Origin of the sequence: Thioalkalivibrio sp. ALE21, from assembly GCF_003208255.1 — a bacterium.
Taxonomy (GTDB): Bacteria; Pseudomonadota; Gammaproteobacteria; order Ectothiorhodospirales; family Ectothiorhodospiraceae; genus Thioalkalivibrio; species Thioalkalivibrio halophilus.
In genome coordinates this window covers 62,819-85,459 of record NZ_QKMA01000006.1, presented here as the reverse complement: position 1 = coordinate 85,459, position 22,641 = coordinate 62,819, and the positions used below count along the sequence as shown (strand labels likewise).

General features: G+C 68.7%; 19 protein-coding genes. 9 read left to right on the top strand and 10 right to left on the bottom strand.

The window, feature by feature from the left end:
* Positions 1-19 precede the first annotated feature (19 nt).
* Positions 20-403 carry a DUF302 domain-containing protein gene (locus tag D893_RS07235; RefSeq protein ID WP_077244639.1) on the top strand — a complete coding sequence of 128 codons (384 nt, stop codon included), beginning with the start codon at positions 20-22 and terminating at the stop codon, positions 401-403.
* A complete protein-coding gene (locus D893_RS07230) occupies positions 403-1,848 on the top strand; it encodes an FAD-dependent oxidoreductase (RefSeq protein ID WP_077244640.1) in 1,446 nt (481 codons plus the stop codon). Before D893_RS07235 ends, D893_RS07230 begins: the two co-directional genes overlap by 1 nt.
* A 39-nt stretch (positions 1,849-1,887) precedes the next feature.
* Here D893_RS07230 and glgB read toward each other — a convergent pair whose 3' ends face one another.
* Entirely contained in the window at positions 1,888-4,101 is a 2,214-nt protein-coding gene (gene glgB, locus D893_RS07225; RefSeq protein WP_110619446.1) for a 1,4-alpha-glucan branching protein GlgB, read from the bottom strand.
* Positions 4,102-4,191: 90 nt separating this feature from the next.
* On the opposite strand from glgB, the gene glgC reads away from it, so the two are divergent.
* Genes glgC through malQ form a run of 3 tightly spaced genes read left to right on the top strand, consistent with a single transcriptional unit; the run spans position 4,192 to position 8,722 of the window.
* A complete protein-coding gene (gene glgC / locus D893_RS07220) occupies positions 4,192-5,457 on the top strand; it encodes a glucose-1-phosphate adenylyltransferase (RefSeq protein WP_018947665.1) in 1,266 nt (421 codons plus the stop codon).
* A complete protein-coding gene (locus D893_RS07215) occupies positions 5,447-7,234 on the top strand; it encodes a glycoside hydrolase (protein ID WP_110619445.1) in 1,788 nt (595 codons plus the stop codon). Before glgC ends, D893_RS07215 begins: the two co-directional genes overlap by 11 nt.
* 3 nt (positions 7,235-7,237) lie before the next feature.
* The gene (gene malQ / locus D893_RS07210) at positions 7,238-8,722 is read left to right on the top strand and encodes a 4-alpha-glucanotransferase (protein WP_110619444.1); all 1,485 of its coding nucleotides are present in this window, start codon (positions 7,238-7,240) and stop codon (positions 8,720-8,722) included.
* Between the two features lie 105 nt (positions 8,723-8,827).
* Here malQ and D893_RS07205 read toward each other — a convergent pair whose 3' ends face one another.
* The 4 genes from D893_RS07205 to mtgA form a co-directional block, all read right to left on the bottom strand.
* On the bottom strand, positions 8,828-9,421 hold the full coding sequence (locus D893_RS07205; protein ID WP_018947668.1) for a hypothetical protein: 594 nt from the start codon (positions 9,419-9,421) through the stop codon (positions 8,828-8,830).
* A gap of 176 nt (positions 9,422-9,597) precedes the next feature.
* A complete protein-coding gene (locus tag D893_RS07200; protein ID WP_018947669.1) occupies positions 9,598-10,284 on the bottom strand; it encodes a zinc metallopeptidase in 687 nt (228 codons plus the stop codon).
* Positions 10,285-10,370: 86 nt separating this feature from the next.
* A complete protein-coding gene (locus tag D893_RS07195; protein ID WP_246863893.1) occupies positions 10,371-12,650 on the bottom strand; it encodes a mechanosensitive ion channel domain-containing protein in 2,280 nt (759 codons plus the stop codon).
* A gap of 93 nt (positions 12,651-12,743) precedes the next feature.
* Positions 12,744-13,478, bottom strand: coding sequence for a monofunctional biosynthetic peptidoglycan transglycosylase (gene mtgA, locus D893_RS07190; protein WP_110619442.1), 735 nt, complete (start codon positions 13,476-13,478; stop codon positions 12,744-12,746).
* Positions 13,479-13,690: 212 nt separating this feature from the next.
* Between mtgA and D893_RS07185 the strand changes: the two genes are divergently transcribed.
* From D893_RS07185 to scpB, 3 genes are read left to right on the top strand one after another with little or no spacing between them, the layout of a single operon-like run.
* A complete protein-coding gene (locus D893_RS07185; RefSeq protein WP_018947672.1) occupies positions 13,691-14,020 on the top strand; it encodes a hypothetical protein in 330 nt (109 codons plus the stop codon).
* Positions 14,013-14,405, top strand: coding sequence for a DUF393 domain-containing protein (locus D893_RS07180; protein ID WP_110619441.1), 393 nt, complete (start codon positions 14,013-14,015; stop codon positions 14,403-14,405). The genes D893_RS07185 and D893_RS07180 overlap by 8 nt, the downstream gene beginning before the upstream one ends.
* A gap of 34 nt (positions 14,406-14,439) precedes the next feature.
* Positions 14,440-15,123 carry an SMC-Scp complex subunit ScpB gene (scpB, locus tag D893_RS07175; protein WP_110619440.1) on the top strand — a complete coding sequence of 228 codons (684 nt, stop codon included), beginning with the start codon at positions 14,440-14,442 and terminating at the stop codon, positions 15,121-15,123.
* A 12-nt stretch (positions 15,124-15,135) separates the two neighbouring features.
* Here the strand turns inward: scpB and D893_RS07170 are convergent, their stop codons facing one another.
* The 5 genes from D893_RS07170 to hisI form a co-directional block, all read right to left on the bottom strand.
* A complete protein-coding gene (locus D893_RS07170) occupies positions 15,136-16,956 on the bottom strand; it encodes a long-chain fatty acid--CoA ligase (RefSeq protein ID WP_110619439.1) in 1,821 nt (606 codons plus the stop codon).
* A 77-nt stretch (positions 16,957-17,033) separates the two neighbouring features.
* Positions 17,034-18,143 (bottom strand): nickel/cobalt transporter, encoded by a 1,110-nt coding sequence (locus D893_RS07165; RefSeq protein ID WP_110619438.1) that lies wholly within the window; start codon positions 18,141-18,143, stop codon positions 17,034-17,036.
* A gap of 42 nt (positions 18,144-18,185) precedes the next feature.
* Positions 18,186-18,881 carry a DUF1007 family protein gene (locus tag D893_RS07160; RefSeq protein WP_024329163.1) on the bottom strand — a complete coding sequence of 232 codons (696 nt, stop codon included), beginning with the start codon at positions 18,879-18,881 and terminating at the stop codon, positions 18,186-18,188.
* A complete protein-coding gene (gene cysS, locus D893_RS07155; RefSeq protein ID WP_110619437.1) occupies positions 18,856-20,271 on the bottom strand; it encodes a cysteine--tRNA ligase in 1,416 nt (471 codons plus the stop codon). The genes D893_RS07160 and cysS overlap by 26 nt, the downstream gene beginning before the upstream one ends.
* Before the next feature lie 23 nt (positions 20,272-20,294).
* The gene (hisI, locus tag D893_RS07150) at positions 20,295-20,726 is read right to left on the bottom strand and encodes a phosphoribosyl-AMP cyclohydrolase (RefSeq protein WP_110619436.1); all 432 of its coding nucleotides are present in this window, start codon (positions 20,724-20,726) and stop codon (positions 20,295-20,297) included.
* Between the two features lie 130 nt (positions 20,727-20,856).
* Between hisI and D893_RS07145 the strand changes: the two genes are divergently transcribed.
* On the top strand, positions 20,857-22,635 hold the full coding sequence (locus D893_RS07145; protein ID WP_110619435.1) for an ATP-binding protein: 1,779 nt from the start codon (positions 20,857-20,859) through the stop codon (positions 22,633-22,635).
* The last annotated feature ends 6 nt before the right edge of the window (positions 22,636-22,641 follow it).

Sequence of the window (22,641 nt, the reverse complement as noted above, 5' to 3'; positions counted from 1 at the left end):
GGCGCCCGGAGGAGACATCATGCTGGAAACCACCACCAAACTCGATGCCGAAGCGGCCGTGGCGGCCCTGAAAGAGGCCGTGGAGGCGCAGGGCCTGCGCGTGGCCGCCGAGATCAACGGCCAGGCCAACGCGGCGATGATCGGGGCCGAGGTCCCGGTCGACCGTATCCTCGAGGTCTTTCATCCGCGCTATGCCCTGCGCGTGTGGGAGGCCTGCAAGCCCGCGGGGATCGACATCCCGCTGCGCATCCATGTCTGGAGCGACGGCGAGCAGCTGCATGTAACGGCGCGGCGCCCGTCGGAGGTCTTCGCCCCCTGGGGCAGCGCCGACCTGGATGCCCTGGGCGCGGAGCTGGATCCGCTGTTCGAGGCCATTGTCGCCAGTCTGCCGGAGGTTGCGTGATGTCTGCTGAAGCCGAAACCGAATATCGACGCTACATCTGCCGCGTGTGCGGCTACATCTACGACGAGGCGAAGGGCGACCCGGACTCGGGTCTGCCACCGGGGACCCGGTTCGAGGACATCCCGGACGACTGGTACTGCCCCGACTGCAACGTCACCAAGGCCGATTTCGACCGCCTGCAGCCGCGTGCCGAGGACCCGGTCGAGGCACAAGCGGCGCAGGCCTGGCGCACCCCGCTGGCGGACGACCCGGATGCGGTGGTGGTCGTCGGCGGCGGCATGGCCGGCTGGGCGATGGCCGAGGAACTGCGCGCCCGCGACCCGGAGCGCAGTATTCGTCTGGTGACCGGGGATCGCGGCGATTATTACACCAAACCGCGGATCTCCACGGCCTGTGCGCGCGGCGTGGACCCGGACGACCTGATGGAGGAATCCGGCGTGGCGCGGGCCGCGCGCCTGGGCGTCGAGCTGCTGCCGCACGTGCGCCTGCTGGACATCGACCGTGAACGCCGGCGCCTGATCACCCCGCGCGGCGGCATTCCCTACGGCGATCTGGTGCTGGCGACCGGCGCGAGCCCGATACGGCTCGACATTCCGGGCGACGGACCCCCGCCGCGGGTGGTGAACACCCTGGATGACTACCGCGCGCTGCGTGCGGAACTGCAACCCGGGGCCCGCGTGGCGATCGTGGGCGCGGGGCTGGTCGGCAGCGAGCTGGCCGATGATCTGGCGGCCGGCGGCTATTCGGTGGATCTGATCGAGATGGCCGAGCGCCCGCTGGCGCGGCTCGCGCCGCCCGAGCTGGGGGATGACCTGGCGGCTGCACTGGCGCAGCGCGGGGTCGCCCTGTACACCGGGACCTCGGTGGCTTGTCTGCAGGCCTTGCCGGCGGCGGGCGAAGGTCCCGTGGCGTCCCGGCTGAAACTGGCCGGTGGCGAGACCCTGGAAGCGGACGTCGTGATTACCGCCCTCGGTTTGCGGCCGAACATCGACGTGGCTGTCGGGGCCGGCCTGGACTGCGGGCGCGGCATCCGGGTGGATGCCACGCTGGCGACCTCCGATCCGGCGATCCGCGCCCTCGGGGACTGCGCCGAATACGACGGCGTCCTGCGCCCCTACGTGGGTACGCTGCGGGCCCAGGCGGAAGTGATCGCCGATCGCCTGGCCGGGGGAACGGCGCGCTATGAACCGGACGCCGGCACCGTGCAGGTCAAGACCACCAGCCTGCCGATGCAGGTCTGCCCGCCATCGGCCGCGGATGCGGCCACCGGTGAGTGGGTGCTCGTGGGGGGCGATGCCGACGGCCGCCGGATGGAGTTCCATGCCAACGGCCGTCTGGCGGGCTTCGCCCTGTCCGGGGCCCTGACCCGCGAGGCCGGGCCGATGGAGGCCCGGCTGGGCGAGGCGGTGACGCAGCCGGAGGTTCGTGCGCGGATGGCGTCCTGACGGACGCCTCCCGGCCGTGCCCCGGCGCTGCGCGGGGCTTCAGCCCCCGGTCGGCTCCAGCAGCAGTGCGGTCAGCGGCGGCAGGTCCACGTGGAGGGTGGCCGGCTGGCCGTGATACGCCTCGGTCGTGGCCTCGCACTGCAGCGGGCCACGCGATGCCCCGCCGTAGAACTCCGAGTCGGTGTTCAGCAACACCCGCCAGGTCCCGGAACGCGGGCTCGGGATCGGGTAGGCGCTGCGTTCCACCGGCGTCAGGTTGAGGATCACGATGCGTTCGTGGCCCTCCACGTCCCGGCGCACGAAGCTGAGCACCGAATTGTCGGCGTCGTCGGCATTCAGCCAGGCGAAGCCATCGGGCTCGAACTCGCGACCGTGCAGCGCGGGCTGCTCGCGATACACCCCGTTGAGGTCCTTTACCAGCTGTTGCAGGCCCTGATGCAGCGGATACTGCAGCACGTACCAGTCCAGCTCCCCGGCCTCCGACCATTCGGTTCCCTGGCCGAACTCCTGGCCCATGAACAGCAATTTTTTGCCCGGGTACAGCCACTGCCAGGCGTACAGCAGGCGCATGTTGGCATGCTGCTCCCACTCGTTGCCGGGCATGCGCCCGCGCAGGCTGCGCTTGCCGTGGACGACCTCGTCGTGCGAGAAGGGCAGCAGGAAGTTCTCCGAATAGGCGTAGATCTGCGCGAACGTGAGCTGACTGTGGTGGTAACGCCGGTAGATCGGGTCCATGCCGAAATACGTCAGGGTGTCGTGCATCCAGCCCATGTTCCACTTCATGGTGAAGCCCAGCCCGCCCATCGACGGCGGCCGGCTCACGCCGGGCCAGGCGGTGGATTCCTCGGCGATCATCACCACGCCGGGGTGGCCGGTCTGCACGGTCTCGTTGACGTCGCGCAGGAACTCGATGGCGTCCAGGTTCTCGTTGCCGCCGTGGATGTTGGGGATCCACTCGTGGTCTTCGCGGTTGTAGTCGAGATAAAGCATGGAGGCGACCGCGTCCACCCGCAGCCCGTCGAGGTGGAAGTCCTCGATCCAGCACAGTGCGGATGACAGCAGGAAGTTGCGCACCTCCGGGCGGCCGTAGTTGAAGATCAGCGTGCCCCATTCGCGGTGCTCGCCCAGGCGCGGGTCCTCGTGCTCGTACAGCGCGGTGCCGTCGAAGCGGGCGAGGGCGAAGTCGTCGCGCGGGAAATGGCCCGGCACCCAGTCGAGGATCACCCCCAGACCGGCCTGATGGGCGGTATCGACGAAGCGGCGGAAGTCATCCGGGTCGCCGAAACGCGAGGTGGGCGCGAAGAAGCCGGTGGACTGATAGCCCCAGGAGCCGTCGAACGGGTGCTCGGTGACCGGCAGCAGCTCGAGGTGGGTGAAGCCCATGTCGCGGGCATACGGCACCAGGCGTTCGGCCAGTTCGGCGTAGTTCGGCCAGTCACCGTCGGGGCTGCGCTGCCAGGAGCCCAGATGCACCTCGTAGATGCTCATCGGCCGGTGCTTCCAGGCCTCGGGGTCGCGGTTCTCCATCCACTCGCGGTCGTTCCACGCGTAACCGCTCTCCGGGATGACCCGCGAGGCGGTCTCCGGGCGTACCTGGTAGGCGGCCGCGTAGGGGTCGGACTTCAGACGCAGCTCGCCGGTGTCACGGTTGCGGATCTCGTACTTGTACAGGGTTTCCGGACCCAGTCCGGGGATGAACAGCTCCCAGATGCCGCTGGAGCCGTGCACGGTCATCGGATGGCAGCGTCCGTCCCAGTGGTTGAAGTCGCCGACCACGCTGACCCGCTCGGCCGCCGGCGCCCATACGGCAAAACGCACGCCGTCGATCCCGTCACGGTTTTCGCAGTGCGCGCCGAACATGCGGTGGGCGTGCCAGTGGCGGCCCTCGCCGAACAGGTGGCGGTCGAAATCCGGGATGTTCGGGGCGAAGCTCCACGGGTCGATGACGCTGACGATCTCCTTGTGGCCGGACGGGCGCCAGCGCAGCTCCGGATGTTCCGCCAGCTTGCGCGAGGCGCCCTTCCATACGAACAGCCCCGGGGTGTCGGTGGTGTCCATGGGCTCCGGGGGCGCGTCGGGTTCCGGAACCAGCCAGACCTCGTCGGCCTGCGGGAACCAGGCGCGATAGCAGGTGGTCTGGCGGTTAAGGGCGTGGGCCCCCAGGACCGCATGCGCGTCGTGCAGACGGGCCTGTGCCAGACGCCGGATTTCATCCGCGACTTCCGTAATGCAATTGTTCCGGTCAGTTGTCATACTCGAGGCATCCGCTTCACGTAGAGTGGAGCCGGTCAACGGAATCCGCGGGGGAACCCGCAACCAGCAGCTTTCTGCAAGGATGGGCCTATGAACCCTCAGCCGCAACGGTTCGTCAGCCGACTGACCCGGGAAACCCTGGCACTGGTGCTCGCCGGAGGTCGCGGGTCGCGACTCAAGCAACTGACGCTGTGGCGGGCCAAGCCCGCCGTACCCTTCGGCGGCAAGTTCCGCATCATCGATTTCCCGCTGTCCAACTGCATCAATTCCGGGATCCGCCGCGTGGCGATCCTGACCCAGTACAAGGCGCATTCGCTGATCCAGCACATCCAGCGCGGCTGGAGCTTCCTGCGCGGGGAATTCGGCGAATTCATCGAACTGCTGCCGGCGCAGCAGCGCATCGAGACCTCCTGGTATTCCGGGACTGCCGACGCGGTCTACCAGAACGTCGATATCATCCGGCAGCACGCCCCCAGTTATGTGCTGATCCTCGCCGGCGATCACATCTACAAGATGGACTACGGGCAGATGATCGCCCAGCACGTGGAAAGCGGGGCGGACATGACCGTGGGCTGCCTGGAGGTACCGAAGGAGGAGGCCACCGGGTTCGGCGTGATGGGCGTGGATGCCGAGGGGCGCGTGACTTCGTTCGAGGAGAAACCCGACGATCCGGCGACCATCCCGGGCAGCGAGACCCATTCGCTGGCCTCCATGGGGATCTACGTCTTCAACCGCGATTTCCTCTTCGAACAGCTCATTCAGGATGCCGACGACACCTTCTCCAGCCACGATTTCGGCAAGGACATCATCCCCCGCATCATCGAGAAACACCGCGTGATGGCGTACCCGTTCCGCGACGAGGCCGGCCAGCGCCAGGGTTACTGGCGCGATGTCGGCACCATCGATTCCTACTGGAAGGCCAACCTGGAGCTCATCGGCGTGACCCCCGAACTCAACCTGTACGACAGCGAATGGCCGATCTGGACGTATCAGGAGCAGCTCCCGCCGGCCAAGTTCGTGTTCGATGACGACGACCGCCGTGGCATGGCGATCGACTCGATGGTCTCCGGGGGCTGCATCATCTCCGGCAGCCGGGTGCGGCATTCGCTGCTGTTCTCCAGCGTGGAGGTCAGCGCCTGCGGTGAGGTGGAGAACTCGGTGATCCTGCCCGACGTGCAGGTGGGCGAAAACGCCGTGATCCGCAACGCAGTGATCGACAAGGCCTGCCGCATCCCGCCGGGGACCGAGATCGGACTGGACGACGAGGCCGATGCCCGCGATTACTACGTCTCGCCCGGGGGCGTGCGTGTGGTGACCCCGGAGATGCTCGGCCAGGCGCGTCACCATGTCCGCTGAGCGCGCCTCGAAGGCCCTCGCCCGCGTCCCGCACAAGCTGGACGTGGTCCTGTGCTGGCACATGCATCAGCCGCAGTACTTCGACAGCGGGCGCAGGGAGTACGTGCTGCCGTGGACCTATCTCCATGCCCTGAAGGACTACACCGACATGGCGGCTCATCTGGAGGCCTGCCCGCGGGCCCGGGCGGTGGTGAATTTCGCACCCATCCTGCTGGAGCAGATCGCCGACTATGCCGAACGCGTGGATCGGGCGCTGAAGTCCTGTGAGCCCGTCGGGGATCCGGTGCTGGACATGCTGCATATGGACATTGTCCCGGTGGAGCCGGACCAGCGCCGCGAGATCATCCGCGCCTGCCTGCGTGCCCATGCACCGCGCATGATCGATCCGTTCCCGCTGTTCGCGTGCCTGGCGGCAATCGGTCGGCAGGCGCTGGAGGATGACCTCCTGCTGGCGCATCTGGACGGGCGCTTCTTCCAGGACCTGGCCACCTGCTATCACCTGGCCTGGACCGGCGAGACCGTGCGCCGCGCGCGGCCCGAACTGCAGGGCTGGCTGAAGGCCGAATCCGGCTTCGAGTCCGGGGTGCGTCGACGCCTGCTGGAGATCCTGCGCGACGAGCTGCACAACGTCATCCCGCGCTATCGCAAGCTCGCCGAGCAGGGGCGGGTGGAGCTGTCGTTCACCCCTTACGCGCATCCGATCATGCCGCTGCTGCAGGATCTGACATCGGCCCGTGAGGCCATGCCCGAGGCCGAACTGCCGGAGGCACCGGCGTATCCGGACGGGGAAGCCCGGGTGCGCTGGCACATCGAGCGGGGCCTGGAGGTGTTCGAGCAGCACTTCGGCATGCGCCCGACCGGCTGCTGGCCGTCCGAGGGCAGCCTGAGCGAGGCCACCATCCGCCTGCTGGACGAATACGGCCTGCGATGGACGGCCAGCGGCCAGGGTGTGCTGGGCAACAGCCTGGAAGCCGCCGGCAGCGCACCGGACGCGGAGGACAACGGCAACGGGGAGGGCGAGGGCGAGGAAGACGGGCCCCGCGACCTGCAGGGCTGGCTGCATCGCGGGTACCGCCTGCGCGATACCGACATCGCCCTGTATTTCCGCGATGACGGGCTGTCCGACGCGATCGGTTTTCGCTATGCGGACTGGCACGCTGACGATGCGGTGGCCGATTTCGTGCATCACCTCGGGAACATCGCCGAGGTTGCTCCGGCCGGCAGCGTCGTTTCGGTGGTCCTCGATGGCGAGAACGCATGGGAGTACTACCCCGAGAACGGCTTCTATTTCCTCAGCGGGTTGTGCCAGGCCCTGGCGCAGCACGAGCGGCTCAACCTGTGCACCTTCGACGACGTGTGCGCCCATGCGACGACTTCCGGGGGTGCGGCGCCTGTCGAGCTCCCGTCCTTGGTTGCCGGTTCCTGGGTCTACGGGACGTTTTCCACCTGGATCGGCGATCCCGACAAGAACCGCGGCTGGGACCGGCTGATCGAGGCCCGGAACGCGGTGGATGCTGCCGTGGCGGCGGATCCTTCGCTGGATACCCCGGAGCTGCGCGAACAGCTCGCGATCTGCGAGGGGTCCGACTGGTGCTGGTGGTTCGGGGCCTACAACCCGGCGGGTTCGGTGAGCGATTTCGAACAGCTCTATCGGCGCCACCTGGCGCGGCTGTACCAGCTGGCCGGACTGGCGGTGCCCGAGGCCCTGGACGAGGTGCTGTCGGTGGGCGGCGGCGATCCGGCTGCCGGAGGGACCATGCGGAAAGGGCAGGACTGATTGATGGAAGAAACGCAGCATTCCAATCCGCTGCTGCAGCGCCGGCGTGCCGGCGTGCTGCTGCACCCGACCTCGCTGCCGGGCCCGCATTCGGTGGGGACCCTGGGCGACGAGGCGTTCCGGTTCGTCAACTGGGCGGCCTCGGCGGGTTTCACCCTGTGGCAGGTCCTGCCGCTGCACCCGGTGCAGAGCGACGGCTCTCCCTACGCCAGCATCTCGGCCTTTGCCGGTGATCCGCGGATGATCGATCCGGCGCGGCTGGCGGAGGCGACCGGGATCGTCGATGACGGGCGGGCGGTCGAGGAACTCCTGGAACGGGCCGGTGCCGCGGTGGCGCGGGAAGAGCATGCCCTGCATGCGGCGTACCGCGTCTTTCTGGAGGAGCAGGGGCCGGTCTGGCTGGACGATTTCGCGCTGTTCTGCGTGATCCGTGCGCGCCACGACGATCGCCCCTGGTGGGAATGGGATCCGGAACTGCGCGATCGCCAGCCGGAGGCCCTGGCGCGTGTCGCGCGGGAAGAAGCGCAGGCGCTGGAACAGGTGCGGTTCGTGCAGTTCGTGTTCGCCGATCAGTGGCGCGCACTGCACCGCCACGCGAACGACTGCGGACTGCTGCTGCTGGGGGATATGCCGATCTTCGTCGCCCACGACTCCGCGGATGTCTGGAGCCACCGGGATCTGTTCGATCTGGATGAGCGCGGGCAGCCGCGCACGGTCGCCGGGGTCCCGCCGGATTACTTCTCCGAGACCGGACAGCGCTGGGGCAATCCGCAATACCGCTGGGACCGTCTGGCCGAGACCGGCTATGCCTGGTGGATTCGCCGCGTTCGGCGTGCGCTGGAGACGGTGGATGCCCTGCGCATCGACCATTTCCGGGGTTTCGAGTCGAGCTGGGCGATCCCGGCCGAGGAGCCGGATGCCATCCGGGGCTACTGGTTCGAGGGGCCGGGCGCGGCATTCTTCGAGGCGCTGGGCGACGAACTCGGGTACCTGCCGGTGCTGGCCGAGGATCTGGGGGTGATCACGCCGGAGGTCACCGCGCTGCGTGAACGGTTCGACTTCCCGGGTATGCGGATCCTGCAGTTCGCGTTCGAGGGCGGCGAGGCCAACCCGTACCTGCCGGCGAATCATGACGAGATGAGCGCCGTGTATACCGGCACGCATGACAACGACACCACCGTGGGCTGGTTCGCGTCACTGGATGAACCCATGCAGCTGCACGTGCTGAATGTCCTGGGGGAGCCGGAAGATGCGGCCGATACCATGCCCTGGCCACTGATCCGCACGGCGTACGCCTCGCCGGCGCGCATCGCGATCCTGCCGATGCAGGACGTGCTGGAACTGGATGCCGGGCACCGGATGAACCGGCCCGGGACGGTGGAGGGTAACTGGGACTGGCGTTTTGACTGGGAGTGGGTGCCCGGGGAACGTGCCGGCGAGATGCGGGCACTGGCCGAGGCGCACGGGCGCCTTCCGCCCGACTCCTGAGCTCGCGGTCCCCGCGGGGAATCCCACGGGCCGCAATGAAAAAGGCCCGGTCCTGAGAGGACCGGGCCTTGCTGGCTGCCTGCGAGTTCGCCTGCGAGCAGGCTCCTACTGCTGGGGCGCCATGCCGGGCGCGCCACCGCCACCCCCGGGCTGCTGTTGCTGCATCATTTCCTGCTGCAGGGCTTCCATGCGCTCGATGACATCGTCAATGTCGGCGTTTTCCGCACGCATGGCGCTCATCAGGTCTTCCCGCAGGGATTCCTGGGCGTCCAGGATCTCCGGATCCTCGGCCACGGCCTGCTGGGCTTCCTGCAGGTTGCGCTGCGCCTGCTGAACGTCTTCGGACTGGATCAGCTGCTGGCGTTCTTCCGCGCTCAGGTCGGGATCACGCAGGCCTTCCTCGGCGGATTCCAGGGTGTCCAGATCGGAACGCGGTTCAAAACCGGCGGCTTCCATCTTGTCGAGGACCAGTTCTTCCAGTTCCTCGCCCTTGCGCTCCAGCTCGGGGTTGTTTTCGATGGCCTGCTGCTGGGTCTGCGCGAGGGTCTGCTGGAGTTCCTGCATCTCCACCTGGGGGCCGCCCTGCTGTTGCTGGCCGCCCATGCCCTGGCCCATGCCCTGGGCGTGGGCCATGCCGCTGGCCAGTGCGAGGACCGCGGCGGCGGTCAGGCCGATGATCGACCGGGAATGTTTCTGCATCGTACTGCTCTCCTGAAAGGATGTCTCTTGCCACTCTGAAGGCGAGTGATGAACCACAGCTTAACAGCCTCGAGGGCCGGGTGTCGGCCCGCCAACGGGGCATGATGCCGGCTGTGGCGGTGGTGGAGAGACCGCGCAGGAGGCCCTTGCGTTCCATTGGCGGGCGACTCGCCCGATCAGCGCCGCAGGTAGCGGAACCACGAGGCGATGTTCAGCAGACTGGCGAGTGACTGGGCGAGATAGGTATACGCGGCCGCGCGCAGGATACGCTCTGCGTGGCGGTAATCCGGTTCGTGCAGGTAGCCGCCCTCGCGCAGCATCGGCATCGCCCGACGGAAACTCGCGTCCAGTTCCGTGGGCAGGGTCACGAAATGGACCAGCGCCGCCATGCCCATCGACAGCACGCCGGCCAGGAAGAACAGGATGCCCGGCGCCGGGTGGCGGGTGATCAGGGTGATGATCGGGATGCCGATCATCAGGATCGCGCCCAGCCGCTGGGCGTGACGGGTGGCGGCCACCAGGGTGCCGCGCAGCTGCAGCGGGCGGTAGCCCCGTGCGTGCTGCACCGCATGGCCGACCTCGTGGGCCGCCACGGTGACCGCGGTCAGCGAATGGCCGTGATAGTTCTCCTGCGACAGCCGCACCGTGCGGTCGCCGGGATCGTAGTGGTCGCCGTCTTTCGTGGTCTCCACGTCCACATGGGTCAGACCGTGGCGGTGCAGCAGCTCGCGCGCCATGGCCGCGCCGCTGTAGCGGTAGCGGTCCTCCGGGCGGTGATATTTCTCCATCGTGCGTCGGACCCACCACCCGGGCAGCCAGGCGACGAGCAGCAGCAGCGGTATGACCAGGATCAGCAGACGCATGCCATGATCTTCGCCGGAGCGGCCCGCCGGTCCAAGAACCCCCGGCGGCCTGCGGGGCGTACACTGTCCGGCGGGTTACTGGCCGGTCACTCGTCGACGTCGTCGTAGTCGCCCTTGTGCTTCGGATTGGGGCGTGCCCGGCGGTCCCGCGAGTAATCGGTATCGTCGGTATCCGCTTCGGGCACGCGCCGCGATTCCAGTACCCGAAGGTTGGCGGCCGGCGCCGAGCCGTCCTTGTCCTCGCCGAAGTACAGCGTGGTGTGCGGGAACGGGATCTCGATGCCGGCGGCGTCGAAGTGGCGCTTGACCAGGCGGTTGAACGCGCGCCCCAGGCCGAACTGGGTGCCGGGCGCGGTCATGATCCGGATACGGATGTTGACCGAGGAATCGTCCAGCGCGGTGACTCCGTGCACCTCCATCTCGTCGAGTACGTTGGGGCCCTGTTCCGGGTCCTGCTTGAGCTCCTCGAAGGCCTCGCGCAGGCGGACGATGACCTCGTCGATGTCCTCGCGATAGGCCACCCCGTACTCGCCCACGTGGTAGGCGTATTCGCGCATGTAGTTGGAGACCGCATCCACCGAGGAAAACGGGATCAGGTGGTAGGTTCCGGCAAGATCGCGCATCCCGAGGGAGCGGATGGTGAGCTTCTCCACCGTGCCGGTGATGCCGGTGACGGTGATCACGTCGCCCACGTTGATGGCGTTCTCCAGCTGGATGAACACCCCGGTGATGATGTCCTGTACCAGCTTTTGCGCGCCGAAGCCGATCGCCAGGCCGAGCACGCCGGCGCCGGCCAGCAGCGGGCCGATGTTCATGCCGAGCTCGGCGAGCACGATCATCAGCGTGAACACCAGCAGCGCGATGGCGACCGCATTGCGGAAGATGGTCAGCAGCGTCTGCTCGCGCGCCGTGGGTTCGCCGTTGCCGGTATTGGGGTTGAGGCGGTGCTCGATCCAGCTGGCGAACACCAGCCACACCAGTGCCGCACCGAGCAGGATCAGGGCGACGGAGATGGCGGTGCCCAGGATCAGCGTGCCCGCACCCGAGCGCACCCAGTCGAACAGGTTGAAGGCGCCCCAGCCGTCGGCGATGACCGCGAGCACGATCAGCAGGATCACCAGGCGCATGGTCTTGAGTGCCTTCGGTACGTAGGCATTCAGGCGCGTTTCCAGCAGCGGGAACTTTTCCCGCGTTTCTTCGGGAAGGGCGATTCTGCGCCCGATGATCTGGGTCAGCAGGGTCGCCACGAAGAAGCCGACGAACGCGGCGATCAGAGTCTGCAGGGTGGCCGTGGCCATGAACGGCAGTGCGTCTTCGGGCCGTACGACGCTGACCACCGTCAGGGCGAGGAAGTACAGCAGCGCCAGGACGTGCCAGAAACGGGCCAGCAGGCCGGTGGTGATGCGGGTGAAGGAGAAATACGAACGGTTCGCCAGGACCATCAGGCGGTCGTGCACCCGTTGGCGGTTCTGCAGGATGATGGTCGCGGCGTACAGGAAGGCGGTCAGCATCACCAGCAGTCCCAGCGTGCGTCCGGCCTCCAGCGAGATGTGCAGGCTGGTCAGCGGGACCAGGAGCAGCAGGCCGTAGCCGATATAGGAAACGATGCGGGCCAGCCAGGCGTTCCAGTAGGCCGCTTCCTCGCCCTCCATGGGGAGCAGGCGCAGGCCCTGGTAACGGGTCGCGAAGATCAGCCGGAGCGCGGCGCGCGCAAGCTCGATGAGCAGGAACGCATTGAGGAACAGCGAATGCCGGGTCTCCATGGCGCCGGTTTCGCCGAGTACGAACAGCGCCAGCGCGTAACCCGCGATCCAGGCCAGAACCACGGCGACGAAATCGATGACCGCGGCCAGCCCGACTCCGGGAAGGGTGCGCAGCAGCCGGTACCGTTCTGCGGCATTGAGGACCCAGCGGTTCAGCCCCCCGAACATCGGCGAGACGGCGCGGCGCAGTACCCAGTAAACGATCAGCGTGAAAACGATCACGAGCGCGAGGTCCGTCACTGCCATGCCGAAGGCTATCGGTTCGATCGCCCGCAGCTGTGCGGCGGTGTCCTCGACGACCGTCCCCAGAGTACGGATCTCGGCGACGGTCCCCTCGGCCAGTCCCTGGGTCATGCGGGCGATGCGCCGCGGCAGGGCCACGGCTCCCTCGTCGGCGTTCTCCGGTGCGGCGTCCGCGGCGCCTTCATCCCCAGGGGTGTCGCTGGCCCGCAGGGTTTCCAGCAGCCGGTCGCGTGCCTCGGGATCCTCCAGCAGTTCGATCAGCGCGGCGTGTGTTTCGGCGGAGGACGGCGTCTCGTCCGCGACCGCCGAGCCCGAGACCAGCAGGGTCAGTGCGGTCAGCAGGAAGACGAGAACGGCCAGGAGGCGATGCGGGACGGGAAGTCGTGCGGGCACGCGGAACCTCGGACGGGTTGGAGGAAAGGCCTGCGAGTGTAAAGGTTGCAGCGCGTCCCGCTAAAGCCCGGGCTCGCGCACGGGCCGCAGCCAGCCGGGGCCCAGCACCCGCATCTGTTCCTCGATCCAGGCGATGCGGCGCTCCAGACCTTCGCCCGGAGTGACCGGGTCGAGCCTTCCCGGTGACGGCAGGATGGCCGCCAGGCGTGCGGCCTGCTGCGGCGTCAGTTCGCTGGCGGGGACGTCGAAATAGTGCTGCGCGGCGGCTTCGATGCCGTAGATGCCGGCTCCCCACTGGGCCAGGTTGAGATAGACTTCCAGGATGCGTTCCTTGGACCACAGCACCTCCATGCCCACGGTCAGACCCGCCTCCAGGGCCTTGCGCAGCCAGGAACGCTCATGCCAGAGAAACAGGTTCTTGGCGGTCTGCTGGGTGATGGTTGAGGCCCCGCGCAGGCGTCCGCCGCGCGCGTGGTCGGTCAGGGCCTGGCGCACCGACGACCAGTCGAATCCGCGGTGCCGCGGGAAGCGCTGGTCCTCGGACGCGATCACCGCCAGCAGCACGGCGTCCGGCAGTTCGTCCAGCGAGCGCCACTGCGGGCGGTAACGGGAGGCGGTCGCGCGGTCGGTGGCCGTGACCATCGCCATGCCGTAAGGTGGATCGACCCGGGCGAAATACAGCAGCACCGCGACCACCGCGGCCAGCACCAGCCCCAGCAGGGCGACGAGCAGCCACAAGAGGTAGCGCAGCGGCCCCGGTGGCCGGGCGCGGCGACGTCGACCCAGGAGCATCATCGCGGGCGCCCCTCCGCCATCGGGGTTTCGTGGTGGTTGTACCCGGAGTACCGTTTCATCGGAAGCAAGAATAGCGCAGGAAAGGTCCGGCTGTGGCGAACTCCGCGACCTCCGCGCGGCCCAAGGATCACGGAGATCGCCATTCGCCGCGGATCACGCGACAGGCCGGCCGGACGCGTTCCGGCCCATCAGAGACAACAAGGAGGCGAGCCATGGAATACCTGCCGTATCGCTACACCAGCGGAAGCGGGGAGCAGCTGACCTTCGAGTTCGCGCTGCATCCCGAGACCGATTCGGCCGTGCGCGTGCAGCAGTTGCTGGATCGCGTGCTGACCACCGTGGATCACGAAGTGGCGGTGCTGGGTGACACCTGCAACGGTGATCTGTTGCAGGCGCTGGCGATGGCGCTGGCGGTGCGCACGGAAATGATCCCCGCCGACGGCGAGATGACCCGCGGTCTCGCGCGCGATGTGGTGGAGCGTGCACTCCGGGCGCTGCCCGAGGCGCGCCATGAAATGACCGGGCCCGTCGGCCATGCCTGACACGCGCGAACGGCCCGTGGTGTTCTTTGACGGCGGTTGCCCGCTGTGCCGCCGCGAGATCGGCCACTACCAGCGCCTGGACACGGCCGGGCGGATCGACTGGCGGGATATCCATGCGGACGCCGCGGCGCTGGAAGCCCGGGGCATCGCGTGGGAGGACGCCATGCGGCGCATGCACGCGGTGGATGAACACGGCCGGGTGGTGAGCGGGGCTTACGCCTTCGTCGCCACCTGGCGGCACCTGCCGTACTACCGCGTGGCGGGGGCGGTGCTGCATCGGCTGCCGCCGGTGGTCTGGCTGATGGACCGGGTGTACAACGTGTTCGCCCGTTCGCGCTGGCGTTCCCGCTGTCGCGACGGTGTCTGCCCGCCGCCACCGTTATAATCGGCGGTTCGTCCAGGCATGCCCGGGAGGGCCGATGTCCAGCCACGATGTCCCCGAATGCGCCGGGTCTGCGGCGGAGCCGCCCGCACCCGACGCGCTGGAGCTGACCCTGGAGGCGGTTCTTTTTGCCGCCACCGAGCCCGTATCCCTGCGCGATCTGCGCGCCGCCTGCGCGGAATCGGGCGAGGTCGACCGCGCGTCGGTGGAGGCGGCGCTGGCGCATCTGGAGACGCGCTATGCCGACCGCGCGATCGAACTGGTGCGTTCGGCCGGCGGGTACCGTTTCCGCGTCCGGCCGCAGTACTCGGGCAGCGTGCGCGCGGCGCGGCCGGAACGCCCGCAGCGGCTGTCGCGCGCGTTGCTGGAGACCCTCGCGATCATCGCCTATCGCCAGCCGGTCACCCGCGCCGAGATCGAATCGGTGCGCGGGGTGGCGGTCAGTTCGGGGATCATGCGCGGGCTGCAGGAACGGGAATGGATCTACGTGGTGGGGCACAAGGAGCTGCCGGGGCGGCCGGCGCTGTACGGCACCACCCGCAGCTTCCTCGACGACCTCGGACTGCAGGCCCTGGACCAGCTACCGCCGCTGGACGAGATCCGCGATCTGGCCGACGTGGCCACCGACGCCGGGCTGTCACTGGCGACCGACGAGGCCGACGATGACGGCGACGGGGAGGGGGACGCAGCGGAAGCCGGCGAATCCCGGGAACCGTCCTGATCAGCGTTTCCTTCAGCGGTCGCGGCCGTTGTACATGGTCTCGATCGCCTCGCGGTAGTGCTCCCGGATCACCGGCCGCTTGAGTTTTATGGTCGGGGTCATCATGCCGTTTTCCACGCTCCACGGTTCGTGGATCACGTACACGTGGCGGATGCGCGCGTAGCCGGGGAAGTCCTCCAGCTGGTGGTGGATGCGGTCGAGGATCGCGCGTTCCACCTTGCGCGGGGGCTCGCCCGCGGTCGCCGGGTCGATCCCCTGGTCGGAGGCGAAGGTCTGCCAGGCGTCCGGTTCGGGAACCATCAGGGCGGTGAGGAACGGCTGCCCGTCGCCCACCACCATGATCTGGTCGAACAGGCCGTCGAGGCCGATGGCCATCTCCATGTCTGCCGGCGGTACTTTCTCGCCGTTGGTCAGTACCAGGATGTCCTTGATGCGGCCGGTGATGTAGACATGGCCGGAGTCGTCGATGCGCGCCTGGTCGCCGGTGCGCAGCCAGCCGTCGGCGTCGATGGTCTCGCGCGTGGCCTCTTCGTTCTTCCAGTAGCCCAGCATCACGCAGTTCGAGCGGGTCTGCAGCTCGTGGTTTTCGCCAATGCGTACATCGACATCCTTCAGCGGCTTGCCGATGGAGGCCGGCAGGTTGTCATCCGGGGTGTTCACCGTGACCACCGGGCCGGCCTCGGTCATGCCGTAGCCCTGCAGCACCGGCAGCCCCAGGCCGATGAACAGTTGCGCCACCGGAGGCGGCAGCGGTGCCCCGCCGCAGACGGCGAACCGGACCTGGCCGCCGAGGCGGTCCAGCACCTTGCGCGCGACCACGCGCTCGAGCAGTGGCCACAGCAGGAAGGCGGGGGACCAGCCACCGCGGCCCTGCTGGTGTTCGAACCGGCGCCAGCCCACGGCGGCAGTCTTCTCGAACAGCCAGCGGCCGAGCGCCGACTTCTGCCTGAGACCGGCCCGGATCCGCCCGCGCACGCGTTCGTAGATCCGTGGCACCGAGATCAGCACCGTCGGCCGGATGGTCTGCAGGTCTTCGCCGAGGAGCTGAATGGAGCGGGCGAAAGCCACCTCGGCTCCAACCATCATCGGCATGTAACAGCCGGCGGTGCGTTCCATCATGTGCGACAGCGGCAGGAACGACAGGAACCGGTCCGACGGCCCGAGCGGGCCCGTGAGAGACGAGGCCCAGGCGTTCTCCAGGATGTTGCGGTGCGAGAGCATCACGCCCTTCGGACGTCCGGTGGTGCCGGAGGTGTAGACGATGGTCGCCAGGGCGTCGGGGTCCAGTTCCGGATAGCGGATCGCGGACGGGTCGCCGCCCTGCAGCCAGTCTTCCAGTGGCAGGACCCGCGGATCGCCCGAGGTGCCCGCGTTGTCGCTCAGGCGCACCACGCGCTTGAGCGACGGCATCTTCTCCAGATGCTCCAGCAGGCGGCGGCCATGCACCGTGTCGCCGATGAGCAGGGCGCGCGCCTGGGTCTGCCCGATGATGTAACCGACATTTTCGGGACGGTCATCGGTGTACAGCGGGACCGTGACCAGGCCCATTTCCATGGCGGAGAGGTCGGCGGCGATCCACTCGCGCGAGTTGCCGACCATGATGGCGACGCGGTCGCCCGGCCGCAGGCCCTCGGTGGCCAGCGCTGCCTGCCAGCGGTCGACCGTGCGGCCCATCTCGCCCCAGCTGCTGGAGGTCCATTCCTCGCGCTCGGGGTCGAACTGGCGGTAGGCCGGGGCATCGGGGGTCGCGGCCACGCGGGCGCGGAACAGCGCCGGCAGGGTGGGGGCGTCTTCCGGACGGATGGTTGCGGGGTGGACCCGGGGGTTGGACATGCGCGGTCTCGCTGGACTTGTCTTGCCCTGCAAAGTAGAGGACGGCGCGGGGCAGGGGCAAGCGCGGGGCGGGAGCCCTACATGCCGAGCGGATGCATCGCCGGACCCGCGGCCACCGCCCCCAGCACCAGGCTGAAGCCCAGCACCGCGATGATCGCGCCGCCGGTCAGGCCGAAGGCCGGCCCGATCCAGGCCAGGCGCGCGGCGCGGGTGCCGGTGAAACGCCGCCGGGTCCAGTCGCGAGCGTAGACCGCGAGCATGGCCAGCACGGAGACCGTGATGGCGGTACCCGCGGACATCGCGAGCACGGCCGCCACGCCGGCCCAGACCAGACCGACGGCCGCGGATACTGCCATGATCAGCACGGCGCCGGAGCAGGGGCGGATGCCCACGGCCAGCACGGTGCCCCACCAGGTGCCCTTGTGATCGGGGTCGACGTGGTGGGGGGTGCCGCAGCCGCAGTCATGTTCGTGGTCATGCCCGTGGTCATGCCCGTGGTCATGCCCGTGCGCGGCGGCTGCCCGGCGCCGCCAGGCCTGCCGCAGGGCGCGCCCCATCAGCCAGACGCCCAGCAGTCCCACCAGGGCGAAGCTGGCGATCTCCAGGTGGCGGACCTGTCCCAGGGTCTCGCGTGTCAGCCAGCCGAGCAGGCCCACCAGCAGCCCGACCAGCAGGATGGCCGTGACGCCCTGGGCAAGCGATGACGCCGCCGACAGGGCGATGCCGCGGCGCAGGTTCTGTGGCTGGGTCAGCAGGTAGGTGGTGATCACCGCCTTGCCGTGCCCGGGTCCTGCGGCGTGGAAGACCCCGTAGAGAAAGCTCACGAGGATCAGCAGGGCGCCCGCCTGCGCCGATGGCGCGTCGCGCAGCCCGTGCAGTCCCCGGGTCAGTTCGCGGTGCAGCTGGCGCTGGGTATGCAGGACCCAGCCGACCAGCCGTTCCAGCGGTCCGGCGTCATTCCCTCCCGGGAGCCCGGCGTCGGCAAGAGCGTCCGGGGCATCGGCGGGTCTCGTCGTTTCGGCGGGCGGTGGCTGTTCCGTGGCATCGGCATCCGCGTCGGGCTCCGGGCCGCCGCCGAGGGGGTGGCCGGCCAGCGCGAGCGCGGGCAGCAGGATGCCGAGCAGGAGCAGCAGAACCGCTGCGGGCCGTCCCGGGCGGCGGTTGCGAGAGAGGGCGTGTCGGATCATATCGTTATTGTATAACGCTCCAATGGCGCGAAGAACCCGATGTCATTCACATTCCAGGCGCGCAATCTCGGCGAAATGGCGTCCGAGATCTTCGATCGGGCTGCGGGATTCGCGTTCCAGGGTGGCGGCATAACGCACCAGTTGTGGATCGGGGCGCGGTTCCTCGAGTTCGACCCGGCAGCCGTCGCCGCGGTTCACCTGGATCACGTCACCGGGGTCATGGCGGATCTCGATCCAGTAGGTGGGATCATAGACGCGGTAGGTGAAATCCTCTTCGGCGCCGATGTCGTGCCGGTCCAGCGGGATCTCGAAGCCCAGGTGCAGGCGCCGGTCCTCCAGACGCAGTTCGGGGGACTCGGCGGGCGGGGTGTCCAGCGTTTCGCCGCCCGCCTCGAACTCGGTGAAGTGGTCGTATTCCGCGAGGTTGTCGAGCATGCGCGGGCCGACCTTTTTCAGCACCGAGTCGATACCGGCGTCGCCGTCCATGTCGCGGGTCATCTCCTCCAGCAGCATGTGGCTGTAGGTCGGGTCGATGACCCACAGCTGGTGCATCGAGGCCAGCCGGCCGTCGCCGTCGAAGTTGAGGGTGACACGCAGGTCGATCCAGGCATGCGGGTGGGCGGTGGCCATCGCGGGCAGACCGGCGGCCACCGCGATCAGGAGAACCAGCGCCAGCCGGGCGCGTGCCCGGGTGGCGCTGCGGACAGCCCGCTCAGGCGCGCTGCCAGCGGGTGCCATCCGGCGTGTCCTCCAGTTCGATGCCGCTGGCGGTCAGCTCGTCGCGGATCGCATCGGCGGTGGCGAAATCCCGCGCGCGCCGCGCCTCGGCACGCGCGGCGATGCGTTCCTCCACCCATGCGGCGAGATCGGCATCATCGGCGACGTCGCCGCGGAACCAGGCCTCCGGGTCCTGCTGCAGCAGGCCCAGGAGTTCGCCCGCGGCCAGCAGCTCGCCCTTGCGGCGGGCGCGTTCGTCCGCGCTGTCGGCGGCGTGCAGGGCATCCGCCATGCGGTGCAGGGCGGCGAGCGCCCCGGCGGTGTCGAGATCGTCCAGCAATGCGGTGAAGACCGGGGTGTCCGCCGCATCGGCGGGGGTGGCCACGACCCCGGCATGTTCGCGCAGCAGACGGTAGAAGCCGTCCAGCGCGTTGCGGCTCTGTTCCAGGGTGTCCTCGGAGAAGTTCAGCGGCGCGCGATAATGGCGCGACAGCAGCGCCAGGCGCAGGACCTCGCCGGGCCAGACCTGCAGCAGGTCGTGCAGCAGGCGGAAGTTGCCCAGCGACTTGGACATCTTCTCGCCTTCGATGGTCACGTGTCCGTTGTGCATCCAGTAACGCGCGTAATGGCCGCCGTGTTCGTCGCAGCCTTCGGCCGCGCAGCCCTGGGCGATCTCGTTCTCGTGGTGCGGAAACACCAGATCGTGGCCGCCGCCGTGGAGGTCGATGCTGCGGCCCAGATGGGTGCGGATCATCGCGGTGCACTCCAGGTGCCAGCCCGGGCGCCCGTTGCCCCAGGGGCTGTCCCAGCCGGGTTCGTCCGCGCCGGCGGGCTTCCACAGCACGAAGTCGCCGGGATGGCGCTTGTAGTCGGCGACCTCTACCCGGGCCCCGGCCTGCATCGCCTCCAGGGTGCGCCCGGACAGGGCGCCGTAGGCAGGGTAAGAGGTCACGTCGAACAGCACGTGGCCGTCCGCCGCGTAGGCGTGGCCGCGCGCGAGCAGGTCCTCGATCAGGGCGATCATCTCGGTCACGTGATCGGTGGCACGGGGCTCGAGGGTCGGCTCCAGGGTGCCGAGCCGCGCGATGTCCTCGTGGAAGGCCCGGGTGAAGCGTTCGGTCAGCGCGGCGATGGGTTCGTCGTTCTCGCGCGCGGCCTGGTTGATCTTGTCGTCCACGTCGGTGATGTTGCGGGCGTAGACCACGTGCTCCGGGCCGTAGAGTGCGCGCAGCACGCGGAACAGCACGTCGAACACCACCACCGGGCGGCCGTTGCCCACGTGCACGCGGTTGTACACGGTCGGCCCGCAGACATACATCGTCACCCGCTGCGGGTCGGCGGGAACGAAGGGCTCGAGCTGCCCCCCGAGGGTGTTGTGGATGACGAGCTGCGGTGCGCTGGCGTCGGCCATGGTCGGTGTTCCTTGTCGCGGTTTCAGGAGGCGCCGTAGAGGGTCTCGGGGTCGATCTGCGGATCGCTGGTCACGGCAACCTGATCGCCGTCGACCTGCAGATAGAAACAGCTGCGCCGCCCGGTGTGGCAGGCGGGGCCGGTCTGATCGACCTTCGCCAGCACGGTGTCGCCGTCGCAGTCCAGATGCAGCGACCGCAGCTGCTGGACCTGGCCGGATGACTCGCCCTTGCGCCACAGCGCCCCGCGCGAACGCGACCAGTAGCAGACCCGCCCGGTGCGCAGGGTCTCCTCCAGGGCCTCGCGGTTCATCCAGGCCATCATCAGGACCTCGCCGCTGTCACCCTGCTGGGCGATGGCGGGCACCAGCCCGTCGGCGTTGAAGCGGACGCGGTCGAGGACATCGGCGAGCGGTTCGTGGTGGCCGGCCGGGGCTTTTTCCAGGTTCTTGAACATGGCGGGTCGTTCGGCTTGTTCGCAAACGTCAGAGAATAACATTCCGCGCCGCGGCGCGGCCGGATCTTGCGTCTTGTGGCCGTCCGGCGGATTCTTGGGGGAAGGAAGCACCGCGTAGAAAGGAGGGGGCATGACACGCGACGCGAGTCCCGGGATCCGCCGCGGTGCCGCAATCACGGCGCTGGGCATCACCCTGATCTATCTGGTGCTCGGCCTGATGTGGATCGGGTTTTCCGACCGGGCGCTGCTGGCGCTGGTAGACGATGTGGAATTGCTGTCCCGGCTGCAGACCGGGAAGGGCTGGGCCTATGTGGTGGTGACCGCCGGGCTGCTGTTCGTGCTGATCCATCGCGCGCTGGCCGCCCGCGACCGGGCGGCCGCCGAGGCGAGCCGGGCCGCGCGCATCATCGAACACTCGCCGGTGCTGGCGATCGAATGGGAGGCGCGTGACGGCTGGCCGGTCACCTACGTCTCGCCCAATGCCGCGGACTGGGGGCTGGATCGCGAGGCCCTGCTGGCGGGCGATCCGGATTACGCCAGCCTCATTCACCCTGACGATCTGCCGTCCATCGTCGAGGAGGTGCAGATGCACCTCGCACACGGCCCCGATCGCTATACCCAGCTCTACCGCCTGGTGCTGCCCGTGCTGGGTACGGTCTGGGTGGAGGACCGGACCTGGCTCAGTCGGGACACGGACGGTCGTGTGACACGCATCCACGGGGTGCTGCTGGACGTCACCGAACGCCGGCGGCTGGAGCTGGAGCGCCAGCGGCAGATGGAGCGGCTGGAACGGGCCGAACGCGACGCGGGCCTTGGCAGCTGGGAATACGATCCGGTGAACGGGTTCTGGTGGTCGGACCAGCTGTTCAGATTGCTGGGGCGCCCGCCCGACGGTCCCGAACCGGACGTGGCCACGCTGCTGGAGCGTGACCTCGACACCGAGTCCGCCGACGGGCCACGCCTGGCTGCCACCTTGCGGGGCATGGCCGCCGGTACCCCGCCGCAAAGCCAGTACCTGCACGTACGCCGACACCCGGGGCGCGGGCCGGAGACCTGGCTGCGGTTCGGCATTCAGCGCGCGTCGTCGTTTACGGGTGAAAGCCCTGGTGGCGCGTGGCGGGTGCAGGGTACGGCGCTGGACATCACCGAACTGCACCAGGCCGAGCTGGAACTGCGTGCGCTCAATGCCGATCTGGAGCACCGGGTCGAGCGGCGCACGGCGGAACTGCAAATCGCCAACCAGGAGCTCGAATCCTTTTCCTACGCGGTTTCCCATGATCTCAAGGCGCCGCTGCGGGGGATCGAGGGCTACAGCCAGCTGCTGGAGGCGGAGCATGCCGGGCGCCTGGACGACGAGGGGCGCGAATTCCTGCGCAATATCCGCCAGGGCGTGGCGCAGATGAACGAACTGATCGGCGACCTGCTGACGTACTCGCGCATGGAGCGGCGACCGCTGGAACAGCGCCGGATCCGGCTGCGTGACCTGGTGGCGGAGACTCTGCGCGCCCTGGAGCCGGAATACCCGGCGGCGGCGACGACCGCGATCGACGTGCCGGAAGAACTGGAGGTCGAGACCGATCCCGACGGTCTGGGATTGATCCTGCGCAACCTGCTGGAGAACGCTTTCAAGTTCAGTGCCGGTCGCGACGAACCCCGGGTCCGGGTCGCCGCTCAGCGGCGGACGTCGGTGGTGCGTCTGGAGGTGGAGGACAACGGGATCGGCTTCGACGAGGCGTTCCGGGAGCGCATGTTCGAGATCTTCCAGCGTCTCAACCGCGCCGAGGACTACCCCGGCACCGGCGTGGGCCTGGCCCTGGTGCGTCGCGCGGCCCGCCGGCTGGACGCCCGGATCGAGGCCGAGGGCCGCCCCGGCGAGGGCGCGACCTTCCGTGTGGAGCTGCCGCAATGAGCGCCC